Annotated in this window: 26 protein-coding genes; 20 read left to right on the top strand and 6 right to left on the bottom strand. The window is 44.8% G+C overall.

Going from position 1 to position 21,833, the window contains the following annotated elements:
* The first annotated feature begins 24 nt into the window (after positions 1-24).
* Complete coding sequence (locus AB4486_RS17210) at positions 25-492, top strand: EVE domain-containing protein (RefSeq protein WP_017061021.1); 468 nt, start codon at positions 25-27, stop codon at positions 490-492.
* Positions 493-579: 87 nt separating this feature from the next.
* Here the strand turns inward: AB4486_RS17210 and AB4486_RS17205 are convergent, their stop codons facing one another.
* Together AB4486_RS17205 and AB4486_RS17200 are read right to left on the bottom strand one after the other, a co-directional pair.
* A complete protein-coding gene (locus tag AB4486_RS17205) occupies positions 580-1,407 on the bottom strand; it encodes a Cof-type HAD-IIB family hydrolase (protein WP_017061022.1) in 828 nt (275 codons plus the stop codon).
* 182 nt (positions 1,408-1,589) lie between these two features.
* Positions 1,590-2,570 (bottom strand): alpha/beta fold hydrolase, encoded by a 981-nt coding sequence (locus tag AB4486_RS17200; RefSeq protein WP_372112375.1) that lies wholly within the window; start codon positions 2,568-2,570, stop codon positions 1,590-1,592.
* An 81-nt stretch (positions 2,571-2,651) separates the two neighbouring features.
* On the opposite strand from AB4486_RS17200, the gene rhtB reads away from it, so the two are divergent.
* From rhtB to AB4486_RS17165, 7 genes are all read left to right on the top strand, one after another.
* Positions 2,652-3,269, top strand: a complete 618-nt coding sequence (gene rhtB, locus AB4486_RS17195) for a homoserine/homoserine lactone efflux protein (RefSeq protein WP_017061024.1) — start codon at positions 2,652-2,654, stop codon at positions 3,267-3,269.
* 45 nt (positions 3,270-3,314) lie between these two features.
* A complete protein-coding gene (locus AB4486_RS17190; RefSeq protein WP_017061025.1) occupies positions 3,315-4,535 on the top strand; it encodes an EAL and HDOD domain-containing protein in 1,221 nt (406 codons plus the stop codon).
* 99 nt (positions 4,536-4,634) lie between these two features.
* Positions 4,635-4,976 (top strand): metalloregulator ArsR/SmtB family transcription factor, encoded by a 342-nt coding sequence (locus tag AB4486_RS17185; RefSeq protein ID WP_017063763.1) that lies wholly within the window; start codon positions 4,635-4,637, stop codon positions 4,974-4,976.
* Between the two features lie 173 nt (positions 4,977-5,149).
* A complete protein-coding gene (locus AB4486_RS17180) occupies positions 5,150-6,151 on the top strand; it encodes an ArsJ-associated glyceraldehyde-3-phosphate dehydrogenase (RefSeq protein ID WP_017061027.1) in 1,002 nt (333 codons plus the stop codon).
* 21 nt (positions 6,152-6,172) lie between these two features.
* Positions 6,173-6,664, top strand: a complete 492-nt coding sequence (locus tag AB4486_RS17175; RefSeq protein WP_017061028.1) for a cyclin-dependent kinase inhibitor 3 family protein — start codon at positions 6,173-6,175, stop codon at positions 6,662-6,664.
* A 96-nt stretch (positions 6,665-6,760) separates the two neighbouring features.
* On the top strand, positions 6,761-7,981 hold the full coding sequence (gene arsJ / locus AB4486_RS17170; protein ID WP_029235838.1) for an organoarsenical effux MFS transporter ArsJ: 1,221 nt from the start codon (positions 6,761-6,763) through the stop codon (positions 7,979-7,981).
* A gap of 169 nt (positions 7,982-8,150) precedes the next feature.
* Positions 8,151-9,164, top strand: coding sequence for an acyltransferase (locus tag AB4486_RS17165; protein WP_372111208.1), 1,014 nt, complete (start codon positions 8,151-8,153; stop codon positions 9,162-9,164).
* 60 nt (positions 9,165-9,224) lie between these two features.
* On the opposite strand, the gene AB4486_RS17160 is transcribed toward AB4486_RS17165, so the two are convergent.
* Positions 9,225-9,554, bottom strand: a complete 330-nt coding sequence (locus tag AB4486_RS17160; RefSeq protein WP_017061032.1) for a DUF2500 domain-containing protein — start codon at positions 9,552-9,554, stop codon at positions 9,225-9,227.
* 244 nt (positions 9,555-9,798) lie between these two features.
* Here AB4486_RS17160 and AB4486_RS17155 point away from each other — a divergent pair, with 244 nt between their 5' ends.
* The 4 genes from AB4486_RS17155 to AB4486_RS17140 all read left to right on the top strand — a co-directional run bounded on the left by AB4486_RS17155 (position 9,799) and on the right by AB4486_RS17140 (position 12,840).
* Positions 9,799-10,173 (top strand): hypothetical protein, encoded by a 375-nt coding sequence (locus AB4486_RS17155; protein ID WP_004736595.1) that lies wholly within the window; start codon positions 9,799-9,801, stop codon positions 10,171-10,173.
* A gap of 928 nt (positions 10,174-11,101) precedes the next feature.
* Positions 11,102-11,722, top strand: a complete 621-nt coding sequence (locus tag AB4486_RS17150; RefSeq protein ID WP_017061033.1) for a lysoplasmalogenase — start codon at positions 11,102-11,104, stop codon at positions 11,720-11,722.
* 90 nt (positions 11,723-11,812) lie between these two features.
* Positions 11,813-12,049 carry a YecH family metal-binding protein gene (locus tag AB4486_RS17145; RefSeq protein ID WP_017066763.1) on the top strand — a complete coding sequence of 79 codons (237 nt, stop codon included), beginning with the start codon at positions 11,813-11,815 and terminating at the stop codon, positions 12,047-12,049.
* A 206-nt stretch (positions 12,050-12,255) separates the two neighbouring features.
* Entirely contained in the window at positions 12,256-12,840 is a 585-nt protein-coding gene (locus AB4486_RS17140; protein WP_017061035.1) for a YhgN family NAAT transporter, read from the top strand.
* Positions 12,841-12,957: 117 nt separating this feature from the next.
* Here AB4486_RS17140 and AB4486_RS17135 read toward each other — a convergent pair whose 3' ends face one another.
* Both AB4486_RS17135 and rsmD read right to left on the bottom strand, forming a co-directional pair.
* Complete coding sequence (locus AB4486_RS17135; protein WP_016784000.1) at positions 12,958-13,224, bottom strand: DUF1145 domain-containing protein; 267 nt, start codon at positions 13,222-13,224, stop codon at positions 12,958-12,960.
* Between the two features lie 10 nt (positions 13,225-13,234).
* Complete coding sequence (gene rsmD, locus AB4486_RS17130; RefSeq protein WP_017061036.1) at positions 13,235-13,837, bottom strand: 16S rRNA (guanine(966)-N(2))-methyltransferase RsmD; 603 nt, start codon at positions 13,835-13,837, stop codon at positions 13,235-13,237.
* Positions 13,838-14,067: 230 nt separating this feature from the next.
* On the opposite strand from rsmD, the gene ftsY reads away from it, so the two are divergent.
* From ftsY to glpG, 6 genes are all read left to right on the top strand, one after another.
* Positions 14,068-15,300 carry a signal recognition particle-docking protein FtsY gene (gene ftsY / locus AB4486_RS17125; protein WP_372117875.1) on the top strand — a complete coding sequence of 411 codons (1,233 nt, stop codon included), beginning with the start codon at positions 14,068-14,070 and terminating at the stop codon, positions 15,298-15,300.
* A 77-nt stretch (positions 15,301-15,377) separates the two neighbouring features.
* Positions 15,378-16,055 (top strand): cell division ATP-binding protein FtsE, encoded by a 678-nt coding sequence (gene ftsE / locus AB4486_RS17120; protein WP_016791845.1) that lies wholly within the window; start codon positions 15,378-15,380, stop codon positions 16,053-16,055.
* Positions 16,042-17,010: a permease-like cell division protein FtsX gene (gene ftsX / locus AB4486_RS17115; protein WP_229648280.1), complete on the top strand. Its 969-nt coding sequence runs from the start codon at positions 16,042-16,044 to the stop codon at positions 17,008-17,010. Before ftsE ends, ftsX begins: the two co-directional genes overlap by 14 nt.
* Before the next feature lie 177 nt (positions 17,011-17,187).
* Positions 17,188-18,045, top strand: coding sequence for an RNA polymerase sigma factor RpoH (rpoH, locus tag AB4486_RS17110; RefSeq protein WP_017055518.1), 858 nt, complete (start codon positions 17,188-17,190; stop codon positions 18,043-18,045).
* Positions 18,046-18,485: 440 nt separating this feature from the next.
* Positions 18,486-18,806 (top strand): thiosulfate sulfurtransferase GlpE, encoded by a 321-nt coding sequence (glpE, locus tag AB4486_RS17105; RefSeq protein WP_017061039.1) that lies wholly within the window; start codon positions 18,486-18,488, stop codon positions 18,804-18,806.
* Positions 18,807-18,864: 58 nt separating this feature from the next.
* Positions 18,865-19,707: a rhomboid family intramembrane serine protease GlpG gene (gene glpG, locus AB4486_RS17100; RefSeq protein WP_372117871.1), complete on the top strand. Its 843-nt coding sequence runs from the start codon at positions 18,865-18,867 to the stop codon at positions 19,705-19,707.
* Positions 19,708-19,794: 87 nt separating this feature from the next.
* On the opposite strand, the gene AB4486_RS17095 is transcribed toward glpG, so the two are convergent.
* Entirely contained in the window at positions 19,795-20,202 is a 408-nt protein-coding gene (locus AB4486_RS17095) for a flagellar basal body-associated protein FliL (RefSeq protein ID WP_017063771.1), read from the bottom strand.
* Between the two features lie 162 nt (positions 20,203-20,364).
* Here AB4486_RS17095 and AB4486_RS17090 point away from each other — a divergent pair, with 162 nt between their 5' ends.
* Together AB4486_RS17090 and ubiA are read left to right on the top strand one after the other, a co-directional pair.
* A complete protein-coding gene (locus tag AB4486_RS17090) occupies positions 20,365-20,907 on the top strand; it encodes a chorismate lyase (RefSeq protein ID WP_164091128.1) in 543 nt (180 codons plus the stop codon).
* Positions 20,908-21,762: a 4-hydroxybenzoate octaprenyltransferase gene (gene ubiA, locus AB4486_RS17085; protein ID WP_017061043.1), complete on the top strand. Its 855-nt coding sequence runs from the start codon at positions 20,908-20,910 to the stop codon at positions 21,760-21,762.
* Positions 21,763-21,833: the final 71 nt, after the last annotated feature.

The following is a 21,833-nucleotide window of genomic DNA, read 5'->3' as shown; positions in this document are numbered from 1 at the left end:
GAGCAACCGTTAATTGGATTTATTATGGCATATTGGTTATTTAAAACAGAACCCGACACCTTCTCTATTCAGACTCTTAGAGTACAAAAAACCTCTTGTTGGGAGGGTGTACGCAACTATCAGGCTCGAAACATGATGCGTGATGACGTCAAGCTTGGCGATCTGGTGATGATATACCACTCATCATGTAAAAAAGTTGGCGTAGCGGGGATCGCTAAAGTAACCAGAGAAGCCTACCCAGACCACTTTCAGTTCGACCCTGAGAGTGATTACTACGATCCTAAGTCTTCACCCGATAACCCACGCTGGATCATGGTGGATGTCGAGTTTGTGCGAGTGACTGAGCGCTTGATTCCTTTGGTTACGCTTAAAGCCATGCCTGAACTCTCCGAAATGCCCTTGGTGAAACGCGGTAATCGCTTATCGATCATGCCGGTTACCGAACAAGAGTGGCAGGCAATCTTAAGCAAAGAAGTGTTAGGTTCTCGATAGCGTTAGAGAGAGCTTTTTACGTAAGGTTCAAAAAAGGCAGCCAGTTGGCTGCCTTTTTATTTATTCAGATCTGTTCAACGAGCGAGATTAGAGCAGATGCTTTTCTAGGTAGTGAGCAACGGCATCGTCTGCGTTACTGCCAATCACTTCATTGTCAGGTAGTGCTTTCATCACTTTCTCATGTGATGTACCCATGATTAGACCTTTACCCGCCATAGCCAGCATTTCAGCGTCGTTCATGCCATCACCAAAGGCAACACAGTTATCCAGAGTCAGGTTTAGTGATTTTGCAACAGCGTCTAGAGCGTGGCCTTTAGAGACTTCAGCTGCCATCACTTCCAGACACCAAGGTGTAGAGAAGGCGATGTTCAGTTTGTCGCCAAAAGCATCTCTTAGCTTTTGTTCAAACGTGACGAGATATTCATGGTCTTGTTCTGGATGTGTGAAGAAGACTTTCGCGATGCCTTCGCTTGGTGCGTTTTCAGCTTCAAAGCGCTTGTAGCTAAAGCCAGACTCACTGTGGAATTTAGCCAACATTTCATCTTCACGGTCTAGTAACCAATCTTCATTCTGGTACATGTGAATAAAGAGGTTTGGATCTTGGCGCACAATATCAATAACTGGCTGAACGAGTTCCTGAGGTACGTTCTGGCTATACATCAGTTGATCGTTTTGGTCATGCACGCGTGCACCGTTTGAAGTGATCATGTACGCCGGAATACCTGCTATCTGACGAATACCCGCCACATCGACGTGGTGACGACCCGTAGCGAAGATGAAGGTATAACCTTGGTCGTGTAATTTCTTAAGCGTTAGCTTGGTAAAGTCGCTTAGCTGATGGTTGGGAGCCAAAAGCGTACCATCTAAATCAGAAGCAACAATTTTCACGGAATCTTTTAGTGCAGGAATACTCATTTAACCCTCATTGCAAAATGCTTAACCAATATTGACGCTAGCCAGCGCTAGAATCGTTTTAACTACAATATCTCTAGGTAGAAATTGTATGCCAAATTCATGCAAGAAAAGAGGGCAAAGCTCACTTACTTCTCTTCCTCTTTAGCGCTTATTTTCTTGGTAGGTTGCTTAGCCTATTAGCTCTAGGCGAAAAACTGATTGATCGCATCCAGTGTTTGATTGCGATATTCATCCTGCTCAAACAACACCTCATGCCTAGAACCCTCAATCAACTTAAACTGACAATCAGAGTTGGTTTTCTTCAGCTTAGAGATGAACTTTACTTGAGCACTGTTACTGACAATCTTTTCATCCCCAGCTTGAATCAATAGCAGAGGGATCTTGATTTGACGAGTTTGTTGAATTGCTTGCTTGGCGGCCATTAACCCTTGCCACACCCAACGCGTGCTTGGTCCACCCACCTGCAAAGATGGAGACTCGTCATATAAGCGACGGAACCACTGATAGCGAACCTTACTGTGGCTCAGTAAGTTGTTTTCAAAAGGCTTCGAATAATATGCTTGCTGGCCCGGCGCGTAAGTTGGCTTGGCATAAAAAGCGGTAAGCACTTGTCCAACGATCATCGCGATAGGTTTCAGGTACCACTCGGTATTGATACCAAACATCGGAGCGCACAGAGTCACCTTATCAAACGGGTGGTCTGGATGGGTTTGTAGGTAGCGAGTGGCTATGGTGCTGCCCATTGAGTGTGCGAGCAGGTAGCGATTGGAATACTTACTGAGATCAAAACTGGCAATGACGTCAGACATGTCAGATGCATAATCATCAAACTCATGAATGTGACCAATGTCAGAGTCTGTTACCATACGTTCAGACTGGCCTTGACCTCGGTGGTCAAATGAATAAACGTCATAGCCTTGTTGATAAAAATCATAAAAGATTTCTTGGTATTTTTGGCAGCATTCGATACGGCCATTTGAAATCACAATAGCTTTGCTGTGCTTTTCTGAGGTGAGGCTGCACCAGTACAGTTTCTTTTTACCAGACGATGTTAAAAACCCCTCTTTTCTTTGTTGCCAAAGAGCGTTGATCGGGTGTTTAATCGCATGATCGAACTGAGGTTCTTGAGTGTAAGGGAAGGTGGCTTCGCTGTGGTTTTCCATGGGAAATTACCTGAACTGATGCGTGTGAGAGCTTTATTGCTACTAATGTTGTTAGATTAAAGAACTAGTAAGGAAATGCAAATGGATACTCATGTTTGGCTTGCTTATGTTGTCACAGCGATTTTGTTTAGCTTGGCTCCGGGCTCGGGTACCGTTAACTCAATCAGTAATGGGCTTAGCTATGGCACTAAAAAGTCACTCGCATCAATTGTTGGCTTACAGCTTGGTCTTGCGTTTCACATTATGCTGGTGGGCGCGGGTATCGGTGCACTCGTTGCTAAGTCTGCGTTGGCGTTCACCATCATTAAGTGGGTCGGCGTGGTGTACTTACTTTGGTTAGGTATTCAAAAGTGGCGTGATAGCTCGAGCCTAGTAGCATCTGAAGAAAGCTCTACTCTGTCGAGTGGCAAACTGCTGAGAAACGCTGTGCTTATCAACCTAACTAACCCGAAATCAATCGTGTTTTTGGTGGCTTTGTTTCCTCAGTTTATTGACCCTACACAACCTCAAGCACCTCAGTTATTAGTGCTAGGTGTGACGACAGTATTCATTGATAGCGTTGTTATGTTGGGTTACACCTCATTAGCGTCACAAATGGGACGTTTTATTCGCTCTGATCGCATAATGGGTAAGATAAATAAAATATTTGGTGGTATGTTCATGGGCTGCGGTGCTTTGCTAGCTGCCGCGAAAGCTTAGATTAAGCGACTGAGTTATAGTTAAACCAATCAGAGTTATCAAGAAATGACCGCTACATACGTTGCTCGACAACCTATCTTAAATCGCAAGAGGAATACACTCGGCTATGAGTTGTTATTTCGCGATGGAGAAAAGAATGCGTACCCAGCGCATATTGAGTCTAATCGAGCAACGTATCGTCTGATTGTTGAGAACTTCTTGTCTGTTGGTCTTAACCCTTCTATTCCATCTTCACGCTGCTTTATCAACTTCCCTTATCAAAGTTTGATTCGTCGACTGCCCTTAAGTTTGCCGAAAGATAAGGTGGTGGTAGAGATTCTGGAAACCTGTAAACCAACAGATGAATTGTTGGAAGCGGTTAAAGACCTTTACCAAGCGGGTTACATGATTGCCCTAGATGATTTTACTTCGACCCCAGAATGGGAACGTTTCCTTAAATACACGCATATCGTAAAGCTCGATATTATGCAGATGGGTTTGGATGAAGCGTGTGATTTGGTTAGGGCGCATCAAGGGAAAAAGTTTAGCTTTTTGGCGGAGCGCGTTGAGACCGAACAAGAATTCCAGCAAGCCAAAGAGGCTGGCTTTAAGTTTTTCCAAGGTTACTTTTTCAATAAACCGGAAATCATCAAGAGTAAATACATTAGCCCTGAGCAAGTGATTGCTATGGAGCTGTTTCAAGAAGTGTGTAAGCCCGATGTGGACTTTCAACGGGTGGAGAGCATTGTCGCGAAAGATGTGGCGCTCTCATATAAGCTGCTGCGTTTTGTGAATACTATGTCGCCGCGCCTTGAAGTTACCATCTCTTCTTTTCGTCAGGCTTTGGTATATCTAGGTCAAGAGAAACTGAAAATGTTTGTCTCGTTAGCCGTCGCCTCTTATGTGTCCGATAAAAAGCCTAAAGAGCTGTATGGATTGTCTCTACAGCGTGCTCAGTTTTGTCAGCGTATGTCTCGCTATCAGGCATTTGAAGGGTATAGAGAACAGGCCTTTATGATTGGCTTATTCTCCTTGTTGGATGCTCTGTTGGACTTGTCGTTAGATAACTTAGTCGAGCAGTTGCCGCTGTGTAAAAGTATCAAGGTTGCTCTATTACGTAGAGAAGGGCCATATGGTACCTTGCTCGCACTTGAAGAGAGCTTTGAGCATGCCGATTGGCAACAGATTGATGAGCACTGCGCCGATTTAGGATTAAGCGTGGATCAGGTTAAAACGGAGCTTACTGAAGCGCGCCGTTGGAGCCATACCGTGACCAACAAGCTCTGATATTTCTTCGTTAAACTTTTATGACAATTGAAACGCACGCCTTGACGTGCGTTTTTTTACATCTAAGATATGTGCATATCCATATATGAGTATGTTTTTATGCTTCCTCACCAATTTTTTAAATTACTGTCCGATGAAACGCGAGTGCGTTGCTTAATGTTGATAGTTCGCAATGAGTGCTTATCGGTTGGTGAGTTGACTCAGGCATTGCAAGAAAGTCAGCCAAAGGTTTCACGCCATCTTGCGCAGCTGCGTTCAAACGGTGTTTTGATTGATGTTCGCCAGGGGCAGTGGGTGTTTTACCGCCTGTCACAAGATTTACCAGGTTGGATGCTAAAGTTAATTGACGACCTTATTGCATCGAACTGTTTGAAAACTGAATACCAGCAAGATATTGAGCGCTTAGAGTCGATGAACTCACGCCCAGTATGTTGCGTTTAAATACATTAAAACTTAATGCCGAAATAGTTGTAGTTGCAGCTAGGCGACAAGTGAACTTATCCCTATGAGCATAGTGGCTCTATGTAATTAGGGCGGCCGGCGCTCCGGTAAGTGAACGTAGTCAACAACGCTGCGGCTTCAAATATGAAGGCAATTAACTGAGAGAACAGAAAATGACAGTCAAAGTAGGTATTAATGGTTTTGGTCGTATCGGCCGTCTAGCACTTCGCGCAGCATTCGATTGGGATGAGCTAGAATTTGTTCAAATTAACGATGTTGCTGGCGACACAACAACACTGGCCCACCTTCTAGAATTTGATTCAGTTCAAGGTCGCTTTCACCACGAAGTAACTGCAGAAGGCGATGAGATGATCATTAATGGCCAGCGCATCAAGACCACACAAGAGCGCGACATCGATGCGATCGACTGGTCTGGTTGTGATGTGGTTATCGAAGCGACAGGTGTTCACCGTAAGACCTCTTTCCTAAACAAATACCTAGAGCAGGGCGTGAAACGTGTTGTGGTATCGGCGCCAGTGAAAGAAGAAGGCATCGCAAACATCGTTGTTGGTGTGAATGACAATATCTTCGACCCTGCGGTACACAAAATCGTAACGGCAGCGTCTTGTACAACGAACTGTATCGCGCCAGTGGTTAAGGTGATCAACGAGAAGCTTGGTATCGAGAACGCAGCCTTCACCACTATTCACGATTTAACTAACACGCAAACTATTCTTGATGCGCCGCACAAAGACTTACGCCGCGCACGTGCATGTGGCATGAGTCTTATCCCAACAACGACGGGCAGCGCCAAAGCGATTGTTGAGATCTTCCCTGAGCTAGAAAACCGCATCAACGGCCACGCAGTTCGTGTACCGCTAGCGAACGCTTCTCTGACAGACATCATCTTCGAAGTGAAGCAAGACACCACGGCAGAAGAAGTTAACGCGATGCTGAAAGAAGCGTCTCAGAATGAACTAAAAGGTATTCTTGGCTTTGAAGAGCGTCCACTGGTTTCTATCGATTACAAAGGCGACCAACGCTCAACAATCGTGGATGCACTATCAACGATGTTGGTCGGTAAGCGCATGGTTAAGATCTACGCTTGGTACGACAATGAGATGGGTTACGCAACACGTACCGCTGAGCTTGTTCGTACCGTTGGCCTTGCTTAATAAGAATCTGGAGAAGATATAATGATACATCCAACATGGCAACTAGACCTAGAGCAAGGTGCGCTAGTGCTTACTCCGTGCCCAGGCACAAAAGAAGCAACGCTTGATGCATCACTGGCTCAGCTAAAAGAGCAAGGCGTTGAAGCTATCGTGACAGCACTTGATGACCATGAGCTTGCAAGCAAAGACGTGGCGGCACTTGGTGAAAAAACACGTGCGTTAGGTATGCAATGGTTCCAGATCGAAATTGAAGACGACTGTGCACCGGGTGCTGGTTTTGCTGCGAAGTGGCAAGCAGCTAGCCCTGAGCTACATAACATCGTCGATAACGGCGGCAAGGTTGCAATGCATTGTATGGGCGGCTCTGGTCGCACTGGTTTGTTCGCAGCTCACCTACTGTTAGAAAAAGGCTGGGATTTGAGCAAGGTAGTTCAAGAGGTGCAGGCACTGCGTCCAGGTGCCTTCACTAAACCTATCCAGGTTGAATACATTAATGGCGTAGCGAATAGCTAATAGTCATCAGTGTTAGACAGGGAGCTTTTGGTATCTGGAGTGTTGAACTTATCATGATCCAAAAGCTCTTTTTGTTTAGATTGCAGAGATAGCGTTATGTTTTCAAATCTAAGTAAGAGCGTTCGCCAATACATGTTGGTGACTTTTAACTACTGGAACTTCACCATTACTGATGGTGCACTTCGCATGTTGGTGGTTCTGTATTTTTACGACCTTGGCTACAGTTCGTTAGAAATCGCCTCACTGTTCCTTTTCTATGAATTCTTTGGTGTGGTGACTAACCTAATCGGTGGCTGGTTAGGGGCGCGTCTTGGCCTCAATAAGACCATGAACATTGGGTTAGGCATGCAAGTCGTCGCCTTGGGTATGCTCGCGGTGCCAACGGCAATGCTGACCATTCCTTGGGTCATGGCGGCGCAAGCCTTGTCTGGTATCGCTAAAGACCTCAATAAGATGAGTGCCAAGAGCTCAATTAAGACTCTGGTTCCTGATGAACAACAAGGCGCGCTTTATAAGTGGATTGCGATTCTGACCGGATCTAAGAATGCGCTTAAAGGGGCAGGCTTCTTTATTGGTGGTTTACTGCTTTCAACGATTGGCTTCCAATACGCCGTGCTCGCGATGGCAGCCGTGTTGGCATTGGTCTTCGTTGGCAGTGTGTTGAGCTTAGAAGCGGACATGGGCAAAGCGAAAACCAAGCCTAAGTTCAAACAGATCTTCTCTAAGTCTGAATCCATCAACATCCTATCCGCAGCACGTATGTTCCTGTTTGGCGCTCGTGATGTGTGGTTTGTGATTGCTTTGCCGATTTACCTAGGCAGCGTGTTTGGGTGGGATCACTCATGGGTGGGTGGCTTCTTAGCGGCTTGGACCATCGCATACGGCTTTGTGCAGGGCATTGCACCCAAGATTACTGGTAAAGCTCAAGGTAAGGTGCCAGATGGCCATGCCGCGCTGTTATGGGCTGGTGCGCTGGCTATAGTGACCGCTGCTATCGCTTATGCGGTACAGATTGGCTGGCAACCCGAGTTAGTTATTATCGGTGGCTTGATGGTGTTTGGTGTCATCTTTGCGGTGAACTCATCACTTCACTCATATTTGATTGTGAGTTATGCGAAAGGCGATGGCGTTTCTCTTGATGTCGGTTTCTACTACATGGCAAACGCGATGGGCCGTTTGATTGGCACGATATTGTCGGGCTTGGTATTCCAAATGGCAGGTTTGTCTGCGTGTCTGTGGGTTTCCTTCGCATTCTTGGCGATAACGACGGTGATCTCTCTGCGTTTACCGAAAGTGCCGCAAATTTCAGCGGCATAAGCTTCAGCCACATGAGCCTCATTTGTGAGAGCTCAAGTCGCAGAAGCTAGAGTCGTATGAGCTAAATTCGCGATAAGTATCTCCTTTAACACTAAGCTGACTTGGTATTTATTCCGGTCAGCTTTTTTATTGCTATAGTAGAATGATTGAATATTAATCAGGCATTTACATGAAGCAGCGAATTCTCTTTTTTGATTTAGCACGATGTGTCGCGGCCGTAGCGGTTATCGCGATTCATGTTTTGGCGCCTTATCGCAATGAGTTGGGCACTATTCCTTTCGGTGAATGGCTTACTGCCATTACGGTAAACGGTTTCAGCCGCTGGGCAGTACCTGTGTTCATTTTGATTACTGGCGCACTGATGCTCAGTGATCAGCGCCCGTTTGACGCCAAATACTACCTCAAGCGTCGTTTGGGCAAGGTACTGATACCTTTCATTGTCTGGTCGCTTTTCTATACCTATCTGTCGGGCTGGTCAGCAATGGGCTTTGATGCCGACGTCAGTTGGGACGTGTTGCTTAATAGCTACCATCATTACACCTATTACCACCTTGGTTTCTTCTATTACTTCATCCCACTCTATTTTGTGATTCCGTTCTTGCAGATCATGGTTAGAAAGTACGGTGATAGATCGGTCTATGCCTTTACGGCGGTATGGTTGTTCACAACATTGCTGTTCTTACTGAAAATCGATGGCCCTTGGAGTCACGAATTGTGGTTGTACACCGGTTACTTACCATTGGGTTACTTGCTGTATAAGATTGTGCCACTTAACAAGATGACCGTTGGCGTGAGTGTGTTACTGGGTGGGCTAGCGTTACTAACCACGGTTTACATGGTGGTTGATGCAAGCTTGGTAGCAGAAGAGTACACGGTAGGGCGCTGGCTATCTTACAAAACGTTGAATACCGTATTAGCCGCGAGCATGGTGTTCATGGTATGCCGTTACTATGGTGAAGGCCTGTCTGAGAAGAGTAACCAAGTGGTTGGCTTTATCAGTAAGCACAGCTTAGGTATTTACCTGCTGCACCCGATTTTCTTGTGGCCGATGAAAGAGTTTGGTTGGTACCAAGGACATCCGGTATGGGTTATTCCATTATGGATTGTGATCAGCGGAGCTGGCGCATTATGGATGAGCTGGTTGGTGTCTAAGTCAGAGAAAACGCGTTGGTTATTGCCTTAGCGGTGATTGCTAAGGCTTTCTGATGGATTGCTTAGGGACGACAGTTGAAGCGGCTGACGTTTAGCGCTTCAACGCAAAGTGTAAGAACTTATCGCCTTGGTAGGTTAAGGTTCCTTTGTCGCCAGGGTTAAGGGCGTGGAAATAGTGGATGCCGACTTGGAATTCTCGCTTCGGACCAACCACACCACGTTGAACGTAAATCCAGTACTCTTGATCTTCTTGGCCCGGTTCTGCGTCAGGAAGGTCGATCGATTGTTTGTCTAACACCGTGACATTCACTTTCTTCTCTGGCGCATTTTCACCTTGCGAGTGTTTTCGATAGAAACCAATAAATACCCAAGCCGCTAGAGCAGCGAGAGCAAAGATGGCAAAAAAGAGTGAATTAGGCATATAACCTCCATGTAGTCGTGATGGTTATTCTAGTCTTTCAGGCAATAGGGATATGTGTTTAAAGCTGTTATTCGTGAACTGTTGTAAGCCAAGCTGATTATTTTTCGGCAGACATCACATTTAATGGTCAGTTTGGGATAAAGCATTGTTATTTATTGTCTCTTTCTCTCGTAAATAACAGTGATTTTGTATAAGAATAGGGAAATGCTCGACTAGAATTATAGTGTGGAGTGGGAGGGCTAAGATGACCGATATTGAAAAAGTGGTGACAAGAACTCGCAATATAGAGAAATTATTGAGGCTTCAATATCATGCCGAAGGCGAAGGATTGCATGAGCTTGTAACAAGCTGTGAAGAAAGGCTACCGCACGATATGGTGAGCAAGCTGCGCTATATCGCAACGTGTCGTAATAAGGTAGTCAATGAACATGAGGCTAAGTTGGAAGACCAACATAAGTTCATCATGATGTGTAACGACTGTGAGAAGGAGCTGACTCCACGTAGTGGTCGTTTTATCTGGCGAGTTGCGATCTTACTGATGATGGCAATGACTTTAGCTGCCGCAGGTTTCTATTATGCGAACTGGGATGTGCTAACACTGCATCTGTTTTCGAAGTGAAAAAATTGAACAAAAAAAGGGACGCTCATGGCGTCCCTTTTTTTATCTGTAACTTGCTTAGTACATCATCGGTAGTGTCATTAGACCTACAACTACCGCGATCATTACAAGTCCTTGTCTTTGCGAAGATGAAATCATAACACTACTCCTAAATTTGGTTGTCTCTCGCTATGTTTTGAAGAATAGCACTACTTATGGCTTTAGATCAAGAATTACTTTCGAAAGCTTTAAAAGTAGTAGAAAACTATGAGTTTTTGGCTTGTTTGGCAGTGTTTAACTGTGTTTTATGGTGTGTTCTTATTTTGTTCGTTGTGATTTATGTTTGTTCTAATTTGATTTAACTTGTTGTTTTGTAATGGTTGTTTTGTGTAATTTATATTGTTAAAGGTTGTTAAACTGTATTAATAGGGGCTGGTGGTGGCTAGGTTTGTTTTGGTTGGTTTTTTAAGTTTTCGACTTGGTTTTTGTGGCGGTTTTTACCGGGGGCTTGAAATAACCTGACAAAACTGGGATTTAAAAAAAGAAAACTGGCTACTTTACAAGTCTAGGCTTGGTTGGCGTTTTTATTTCCTTATTAATCTTGAGTTTCTTTGTTTAAGTTATTGTTATTGTTTGATTTAAAGGTGGTTATTTTAATTTTTCAAGTGTGGTATTTGACGGAATTAAGCCGATTTTGGTGAAGTCGATAGGTTAGAATTGGCCAAAACTCAAGTATGGCGACTCTAATGCCAGTTTGAATGGGTTTTATGATGATTCGTTCTAGTTTTAAACGAATGGCCATTGTCATGGTGGTAATTGTTACGACTTCAATCTAAAGAGACTCTTTTTAGTGGAAGCGTAATCAAGATCCAATTTTGAGGGGCTGAGGCTTTACATCAACACTCGTGTGCCTAGACTGGCGACGATTTAAAGCAATAGGGCAAGTGGTATGTGGAGTTGGTTAGCGGTTTCCTTATCTGGTATCGGAGCAATAGCAGGAACGAAACATGGACATATCGGTCAGGCCTTATCGTATAAGGTATTTACCTTTGTATTATTAGCGACAATTGCTTTAACTCAGTCGGTTGTGGCTGACTTTACCTATTGGATAGTTGCGGGGTTGGCTATCTCTGCGATCGCAGATGTGCTTCATACTCTCACTCAAAAACGCCCTCTGCATTTTGTCTGCTTCTTATTGGCTCAACTCTGTTACAGCAAAGCTTTTTGGTTACAGCTATCAGGTGAAATGGTTTGGTGGTTGTTCGCGCTGTTATTGGCAGCTTGCGTTGTTGCTTTCTTTTTACTGCTGCCACGCTTAGACAAACTCGTTTTTCCCGTGGTCATCATGGGCATTGTGCTTATTCAGTTAGCATGGGCTTCTGGTGAGGTTTGGCTGCTGGATCCTCAGTTATCACACGCGGTCGGTTTTGCTGGCTGTAGCGTGCTGCTCCTTTCGGCCTTAGCTTATGCGCTAAACAGTTACCGCAGCCCAATCAAGGGCGCTTACTTTTGGGTAACGGGCAGTTACTTTCTCGCACACGCATTCATCGTCGCATCGATTACTATTTAGGGTAGAGCTCTCTCAAGCCTGAGCTACATCAAAACGGCGTTGCTAAAACTCGGTACTCTACGTGTAATTCATTAAACATGAGATTGAGTTATGACGACTGAAATTCACGCACACAACGTTTTAAACCTGCTTAGTGAAAAGCCACTGACTCGCGAAGAGCTAACATTAGCGCTTGCTCAAACCTATGGCGAAGAAGCTCGCTTCCATACTTGTAAGCTCAATGGTCTGGATTTAGATAGCCTGTTGAAGTTTTTCTTGAAGATGGAAAAGGTTGTCGTTGTCGATGATAAGCTTTGCACTAACCGCGAACGTGTGTGTAATCACTAATTCTTAGTGGCTTGTTTTATTCGTGAATAAAGAGTGGGTGCATGTTTCGGCTCCACTCTTTTCATTACCTTTCAATCTGCTTTCGCTAATTTGCCTTCTTATAACATCCCCTTTTAAAAGCATCAGTTAACCTGCTTATCACTGCGTTCGAAAATCAATGTTGAGGCTGCTATACTCCGCGCACTTACGCTTTTCGAGACAAACTTATGGAAATCTTATCTGCAGCAACCATGCTGTTTCTTATCATGGACCCGCTTGGCAACTTGCCAATCGTGCTCTCTATCCTTAAGCATATTGACCCGAAGCGTCGCCGTATTGTTCTGATTCGTGAGCTGATGTTCGCACTGGTTATCTTGCTGCTGTTCTTATTTGCGGGTCAAAGCATCATGAACTTCCTGCACGTGCAGCCTGAAACCTTGAGTATCTCTGGCGGTATTATTCTGTTTATTATCGCGATTAAGATGATTTTCCCAAGTGCGGGTAGTATTACTGGCCTCGCGGCGGGTGAAGAACCGTTTATTGTGCCGATGGCGATCCCAATGATTGCTGGCCCTTCAGTGATTGCGGCATTGATTCTGTTGTCGACCCAGCACCCTGACAATATGTTAGAGCTTTCAGCGGCTGTGATGCTGGCTTGGGGCGCTACCTTCTTCATTCTGATGTTTAATGGCTTCTTCCTGCGAGTGCTGGGAGAGAGAGGTCTTAAAGCCATCGAACGCTTGATGGGCTTGTTGTTGGTTATGCTGTCGACGCAAATGTTCCTCGATGGTGTGAAAGGCTACATGGGCTAACATCAATATCATTGCTGAATAAAAAAACGCCGCTTAAATGAGCGGCGTTTTTGTCTCTACTGTTTCTGTCATGATGTTTTCTGTAGCTAAGCGTTTTATATCTGGGCTTAAGCTCGATTACATCATGTGTTTGCGTCGGATATCGAGTAAGGCGAAGACACCGAAAATCAATATTGACCACTTCTCCCAACGTGACATCTCGATCTTATCGCCGAATGCACCGATGAAAATCAGCATCTGCAGGCCGTGCATGAAGAACAAGAATGCGGTCATGATATAAAGCGCAATCGCAGCATTACCCGGAAACGGGTAGAAAATATTTACGATTAAGATAAACCAAACAAAGGCGATGGCTGCTTTTGCTAGTGGAAGCAAGAACTTCATTCAATAACTCCTATTCTTCAGTGATTCGATTGAACAGTCGGTAGCTTGACTGTCCGGTGGTCTTGTCGCGATGCAATTCCCAGTTCTCTGGCATAGCTTCGAGTTTCAGTTCTTTCTCTGTCTCGACGTAAATGATGGCATTGTCTGCAAGCCAACCGTTACTCTCAAGCAGTTGTACTGTTTCTGCCAGTAAGCCTTTGCGAAATGGTGGATCAAGGAAAACCATATCGTAAGGCGTGCCTGGTTTCTTAAGGAAAGAGATAGCATCAGTATTCACGACATTAATGTTGTCTGCCTTGAGCTCTTTCGCGTTATCAGAAAGCTGTTTAGCCGCCTTTTGATTCATTTCGAGCAGTGTCACCATTTTGGCTTGGCGAGAAGCTGCTTCAAAACCTAGACCGCCAGAACCGGCAAATACATCCAAGCAAGTTGAATGTGGGATATCTTGAGCCACCCAGTTAAAGAGTGTTTCTTTTACTCGGTCAATGGTTGGGCGTAATCCTTCTAAATCATGAACAGGCAGCTTTCTACCTCTCCATGAGCCACTAATAATTCGAACAAAGCCTCCGGATGGCTTTTTTTGTGATGTGTTTTGCTGGCGACGTCTTACCATAGATTTTTTGACCGCTAATAAAGTGATACTATACCGAGCCCAATTTAAGTGGGTTCGTGTATTAAATAAATTTGCAATGACAAAGTGTATCAAGCTAAAAGCAAACTTATCACTGCTTTGTCATTTTTCTTTACTATTCGTTTGTACAAGCTTGTATTGTATAACAATAGCAAAGAGTCGACGTGTATTAAGTCAATACAGCTAATTAGTAGATCTAGGAAACTCCTCTGATGACGGAAAAAAAGAAGCGCGGATTATTATCGTGGCTTGGTTTTGGTGAAGAAGAACAAAGCCCAAAAACTCAGAATGAAGCGAACGTAGAAAGCGTTGAAGATCAAACTGAAGTTGAATCACAAGTTGAGGCTGAACAGGTCGCGCCTGAAGCTGAACAAGTTAAGCCAACTGAATCTGAGCAAGCGCTTGAAGAAGCTCAACAAGAGCAGCAACCTGTCGCAGCAGAAGCAGAAGCAGAAGCAGAAGTAGAACAGGAAGAAGTGGCAGTTCCTCAAGCTAAGGTTGAAGAAGTACAAGAGAAGCCGACAGAAAGCTTCTTTGCTCGTCTTAAGCGCAGCCTAAGCCGCACTAAAGCAAACATCGGTGCTGGTTTCTTTGGTCTGTTCAAAGGCAAGCAAATCGATGAAGACCTGTTTGAAGAGCTAGAAGAGCAACTTCTGATTGCTGACGTGGGTATGAATACCACGGTTAAGATCATTGAAAACCTGACAGAAAAAGCATCTCGCAATGACCTAAAAGACGGTGAAGCGCTTTATGGTCTGCTCAAAGAAGAGATGGCAGACATCTTAAGCCAAGTGGAACAGCCACTGGTTGTTGATACCACTAAAACACCTTACGTTATCTTAATGGTCGGTGTGAACGGTGTAGGTAAGACAACTACGATCGGTAAGCTGGCGAAACAATTCCAAAATGAAGGCAAGAAAGTGATGCTAGCAGCGGGTGATACCTTCCGTGCTGCAGCCGTTGAACAGCTTCAGGTTTGGGGTCAGCGTAACGATGTGCCAGTTATCGCTCAACACACTGGTGCGGACAGTGCGTCTGTTATCTACGATGCGATTGAAGCAGCGAAGGCTCGTGGTGTTGATGTTGTGATTGCTGATACAGCCGGTCGTTTGCAGAACAAGAGCAACCTGATGGAAGAGCTACGCAAGATCGTTCGTGTAATGAAGAAGATTGATGACTCTGCACCACACGAAATCATGCTAACACTAGATGCCGGTACTGGTCAGAATGCTATCAGCCAAGCAAAGCTGTTCAGTGAAGTTGCACCAGTAACGGGTATTACGCTAACGAAGTTAGATGGCACTGCAAAAGGTGGTGTGATTTTCTCAATCGCGGATCAGTTCCAGATTCCAATCCGCTACATCGGTGTGGGTGAAGGTATTGACGACTTGCGTCCGTTTGAGTCGAAAGACTTTATTGAAGCACTATTTAGTCGCGAAGAGTAACGCGCGTAGCAAAGTGGTTTATCCTTAACCTGCTACCGTTTTAAATTTGATATGAGTGATCGTAAGAGGAATTTTCGGTGATCAAATTTCAGCAAGTGAGCAAAGCCTACCGAGGTGGGCGACAAGCGCTCCAAAAAGTGGATTTTCATCTTAAACGTGGAGAGATGGCTTTTTTGGGTGGTCACTCTGGAGCTGGTAAAAGTACCTTGCTGAAGTTGATCTGTGCTATTGAGCGTCCGACTGATGGCCGTGTTTGGTTCAATGATCACGATATCACTCGGATTCCAGTCAAAGACATTCCTTTTTTACGACGTAATATTGGGATTGTTTTTCAAGATCACCGCCTGCTGATGGATCGCTCGATTTTCGATAACGTCGCTCTGCCTATGCGTATTGAATCTATTTCTGAAAACGAAATAAAACGTCGAGTTAGTGCTGCGTTGGATAAAACCGGATTACTTGATAAGGCGCGTTGCCTACCAAGTCAGTTATCTGGTGGTGAACAGCAACGAGTAGGTATTGCTCGCGCCGTGGTTAACCGTCCAACTCTGCTTTTAGCCGATGAGCCTACCGGTAATCTAGACCCTGAATTATCTAACCGTGTGTTGCGATTATTTGAAGAATTCAACCGCGCAGGTGTGACGATCATCCTAGCGACGCATGATATCGGGTTAGTGAACACTCGCCCTCAGTACCGCCATCTTGAATTAAACCAAGGATTTTTGAGTGAGGTTGAAGACTATGGCCGCGAATAAGCGCATCAAAAAACCTCAATCTAATCGAGCAGCAAACCGCGCTTCAAGCGACGGCTTCTTTGTTGTTCACTGGAAACAAGCCAAGTCATCGTTCTCGCAAATGTGGCAGCGCCCGGTAGGCAACTTACTGACCCTTGCGGTGATCTCTATGGCGTTGGCGATGCCAGCTTGTTTGTACCTATTAGGTAAAAATGTAGGGGAAGTGGCGCAAGATGTCACTAGCCCGTCACAAATAAGTGCTTATGTAGAGGATGGTATTCCTGAGCCACGAGTAATGGTGCTTAAGGATGAAATCGAAAGTTGGGATCAAGTTGAGCTCGTGGAGTACATTTCTCCGCAGCAAGGGCTTGCAGACCTCAGCCAGTATTCTGGTTTTGAAGACGCCCTAACCATTCTCGACGATTATTCACTGCCAGGTGTGCTGGTGATTACGCCAAGCGTGCACAGCGATACCTTAATTAAAGAGCTGGCAGGCACAGTTAAACAACAAGAATTAGTGACCGATGTTCGCCTAGACGAAGATTGGTTAGCGCGATTAGATGCGATCAAAGCATTAGCGGCTGTCATCGTGATTACCTTAACGGTATTGATGCTGGGCGCGGTATTTCTGATTATCGGCAATACACTACGATTTAATGTGTTGGCGCATAAAGAAGAGATTCAAACCATGAAGCTGATTGGTGCGACCGACAGCTACATTCTTCGACCATACCTTTATGCTGGGATGTGGTTTGGCGTTTTAGGTTCGATTAGTGCTTGGGTAATGACGGCATTGATTACCGTATTGCTGAACAGCGCGGTGGATGACTTGGCTCAGCTATACGACAGCCACTTCCGTTTAATTGGCCTGAGTTGGGATGAATCTTTACTGCTTTTGATCGTCGGAACTCTGCTTGGTAGTGTGGCTGCAAAGCTTTCTGCACAGCGTCACCTAAAAGAAATTGAACCAGTTTAGGTGAATAGAGTCATATTTAGACGAAAAATAGGCACTTCTTAACCAGTTTTTGCCTTGTATAGACGAATTGATTATGCATAATTACTTCCCCCTCCTTGAAACCTGTTCATTTTAGGTTCAAGATTGTAGGGTTTTAATAGATGTATTACTCCAGATCAGAGATTGATGAGGAACCGAATGGCAAACCAAGCGTATCAAATGGCTTTAGTCACACAAGATAGTTTAGATAGCTATATCCGCTCAGCGAACAGCTACCCTATGCTGACTCCTGAAGAGGAACGTGGACTTGCAGAGCGATTACATTACAAAGGTGAGATCGACGCTGCGAAAGGCTTGATCCTTTCCCACCTAAGATTTGTGGTGCACGTTGCAAGAGGCTACTCTGGCTACGGGCTACCAATGGCTGATCTCGTCCAAGAAGGTAACATCGGCTTGATGAAGGCTGTTAAGCGCTTCAATCCAGAAGTTGGTGTTCGTCTCGTCTCGTTTGCTGTTCACTGGATCAAAGCTGAAATCCATGAATACGTTCTACGTAACTGGCGTATCGTTAAAATTGCGACCACTAAGGCACAGCGTAAACTGTTCTTTAACCTTCGTAAGTCTAAAAAGCGTTTGGGTTGGTTCAATAACGGTGAAGTTGAGACGGTTGCTCGTGAACTGGGTGTTGAGCCTTCAGAAGTTCGTGAGATGGAATCTCGCTTAGCAGCACAAGATGCGACGTTTGAAGCGCCTATGGACGATGACGATGGCGGTTCTGCTTACACTGCTCCAGTTTACTACCTAGAAGACAAGGCGTCAGACGTTGCTGAGACGGTTGAAGCGGCTAACTGGGAGTCACACACCAATAATCGCCTAGGGCTAGCACTAGCAAGCTTAGACGAGCGTAGCCAACACATTGTTCGCTCACGTTGGTTAGACGACAACAAGGCAACCCTGCAAGACTTAGCGGATACCTACAGTATATCAGCTGAGCGTGTTCGCCAGTTAGAAAAGAATGCGATGAAGAAATTGAAACAAGCCGTTGGTGATTTCTAATAGCATCTAGTTTCTATTAGCTTCTACTTTCTAGTAGAGCTAACAAATAGCTGAATTTTGAAAAGGCCGAGATCGAGAGATCTCGGCCTTTTTGTTTTGGATCGATTTCTCAACTTTTGCGATCGAAATTTGCAAAATGATTTTGTGGATAACTCTGTGAGAAGTTTATTCGTCAGCTATCTAAAAGCAGTGTGTAGTAAGGCTTTGACGGGGTTTTTCGAGTGGGGATATGTTTCAGTTAACCCACAGTTAGATCAGGATCATTACTACATGTTGTGGATCTATTTTTGAAAAGACACTTTATTCACGCAATTCACAGATTTATCCACAAATGGTGTAAAAGTGATCGCTGGTGGATAACCTTATTAAGTGGATGTGAATGTTAGCCTTGGGATAGGTTACAATGGCAGCAAAGTAAATCAGTATAAAAAGAGAAAGTCATGGACCAGTTTAAACATATCGATGTTAAAGGCGCTCAAGCCCTCATCGAACAAGGCGAAGCTCGACTTGTCGATATACGTGACCCGCAGTCTTTTGCGGTTGCCCACCCAAAAACAGCCTACCACCTGACTAACGATACGATGGTGTCATTCATGGATGAGGTTGAGTTCGAACAACCTATCTTAGTGATGTGCTACCACGGCATCAGTAGCCAAGGTGCGGCACAATATTTAGTGAACCAAGGCTTTGAAGAGGTATATAGTGTTGATGGTGGTTTCGAAGCTTGGCATCGTGCTGAACTTCCAGTGATCGCAGGTTAATGACTTTCATCACCTGAACCGCCTCAAGCATCCCTCATAGAATGAATAGGAAGTAACAATGATTAGATTGATGGTGTTAGACAATCCACGTCTTGCTCAAGCATTTATTGATTATATGGCCTCTCGTCAGATCCCTATTCAGATGTCTCCAGAGGGAGAAGGGCGTTTTGCTCTTTGGCTTCTTGATGGCCAATTTCAGGTTGAAACCGAAGCTGAGCTGAATCGTTTTCTGGCTGAGCCCAATCATAAGCGCTATCAAGCTGCATCTTGGGACATGGCAGAGACCAGAAAGAGCAACTTCCATTACCACACGCCAAGCTTCATGGGCATGATCAAAGCCAAATCAGGCCCAGTGACACTAAGCCTGATGTTGGTGTGTGTGGTGATTTTTGCGCTGCAACAGATCGGTTTTGGCCAAGCTATTTTCAATGCCCTACATTTCCCAGCGGTGGATGGACAGCAATGGCAGCTGTGGCGTTGGTTGAGTCATGCCGTTCTACATTTCTCTGTTATGCACATCGCATTTAATATTTTGTGGTGGTGGCAGCTAGGTGGAGACATTGAGAAGAAACTTGGCAGCCTCAAGCTACTTCAGATCTTTGCTGTCTCTTCTGCGCTTTCAGGTGCTGGGCAGTATTGGGTTGAAGGGGCGAACTTCGGTGGTTTGTCTGGTGTTGTGTATGCCTTGGTTGGTTACTTATGGGTGGTTGGTGCGAAGGCGCCACAACTTGGTTTAGGTATCCCAAGACAGATTGTCGGCTTTATGTTGGTGTGGTTGGTGCTTGGGTACATGCAGCCATTTATGGCTATCGCCAATACGGCGCATTTAGCTGGTCTAGCCGCTGGTGTGATTATTGGCTTTATCGATGCGATGAAAGCACCAAGCTCGACAAGAAGCTAATTCATATCTTCTAATGAGTAGCCAAACGATAGAGACAAAAAAAGCGGCCAGATGAGCCGCTTTTTTATTGGGATTCGTTTTACATCATTACTGATAAAGGTATTTGGTAAACAGTAAGTCAGCAATCAGGGTTTTACCTGTCTCTGGAAGCAAAATCTTGTTGAGGTGTTCAACTAAGGATTTTCTTAAGTCTTCACGGCCAGATAGAGATTTAATGGTTTCTTCGTTTTGTTTGCCAAGCAATTCAATCACCGCATCGCGAATCAGTGGTTGGTGATGCTCAATAGCGGCCAAGTCGCTACTATTTGCCACCATGATGTCGAGGCGAACCTGAATGTAGCCCAGTTTTTTACCTTTAGTGTAAAAATTGGTGGTCAGGTCTGGCTCTAGCGTGAAGTAGGCGAGTTTAGCTGCCGACTCCTCTTCCGCGAAACTTGATGCTGAAAAGAGTAGGGTAATCGCAAGAAATATTTGGGCTACATAACGTTTGTGCATATTTGTGACTTTTCTTTAGTTTATTCGCGATATTCGAAACGCATTAGTCTTGTTACAATGAGCGGTCTAAATCTAAATACGTTTACAATTCGAAGAACGCTTTAATTTTGTTCGAAAGTTGAAGCTTTATTGTACGTGTAAAGTCACCTATTGAATACTAGTATGAATCAGCCAATATCGCTGTATCTTAATTCGTTAATGAATGTAGATTGGCAAAGTACAGAAACATTTGATTTTCCTAATGAAACCACCAAAGAGTGGCTGATGGAGCAAGGTTCTCTTTCCCGCAAGTTGGGGAAGTGCTGTCAGCACCTGTCTGTTGAGTTGCTTCATAATCAAGTTGTAGAACGCTCAATGTTGCAACAAGACGAGGAACATCTTTTATCATCGTTTGATTGCTTACTGCGTAAAGTGATTTTAAAGGGTGATGACGAACCGTGGGTGTTAGGTCGAACCTTGATTCCCCGAGTCACATTAGAAGATCATCAGCACTCAGACCTTTCTCAACAAGGTAATGTTCCGCTTGGATTGACCGTTTTTAGTGCTGAGAACGTGGAGCGAGATGCGCTGCAAGTTGGTTGGGTTATCGCAGGCGATGAGCGATTACTCGCGCGTCGTTCTCGATTATGGATGAACCATAAACCGATGCTTGTGGCAGAACTGTTTTTACCAACATCACCCATTTACTCTAAGGAGAGTGTGTAAATGCTTGCCACCAAAGCGAAGGCGTATTGGCAATTAACGCGAATGAATCGCCCGATTGGTACCCTATTACTCCTTTGGCCGACCTTGTGGTCACTGATTATCGCCGCACAAGGTATGCCTGATTTTGATGTCTTGGTTGTTTTTGTACTCGGCGTGGTGTTGATGCGTTCAGCTGGCTGTGTGATCAATGACTTTGCGGACCGTAAAGTAGATGGTCATGTTAAACGTACCAAGCAGCGTCCACTGCCGTCTGGTTTGGTTTCCAGTAAGGAAGCGATTCTGCTCTTTTTAGTGCTAGCCGTAGTTTCATTCTTGCTGGTACTCACCATGAATCCACTGACCATTAAGCTCTCATTTATTGGTGTGGGTCTGGCGTTCATTTACCCTTTCATGAAGCGTTTTACGCATCTTCCACAGTTGTTTCTTGGCTTAGCGTTTAGTTGGGCGATACCAATGGCTTGGGCGGCACAAACCAATGAACTGCCAAGCATTGTGTGGTTTGTCTTCGTGATTAACGCGTTGTGGACGATTGCTTACGACACGCAATATGCGATGGTTGACCGAGATGATGACTTGAAGATTGGTATTAAATCGACGGCTATTTTATTTGGTCGCTTCGATAAACTGATTGTTGGCTCTTTGCAACTCGTCACCCTAGCGATGCTGATTGCGTTAGGCATGCATTACCAACTAGGAGATACCTTCTATTGGGCACTGTTGGTAGCGGGAAGCTTATTTGTGTATCAACAACACCTGATGCGCCACCGTGATCGAGACCTTTGTTTCCAAGCCTTTCTAAACAACAACTATGTTGGAATGGCAGTGACAGCGGGCTTGTTCATTACCTTCTGGTAAGCATCCGCTTTTCGAGTTAACGAACGCTAAAGAAAAAGGCACCCATTGGGTGTAATGCCGTTCACTTAAGA

The sequence above is a fragment of the Vibrio sp. 10N.222.55.C6 genome (assembly GCF_041473395.1).
GTDB classification, from domain to species: Bacteria; Pseudomonadota; Gammaproteobacteria; order Enterobacterales; family Vibrionaceae; genus Vibrio; species Vibrio crassostreae_C.
Note: the sequence above shows the minus strand (reverse complement) of the source record. Positions and strands in the feature narration are given on the sequence as shown.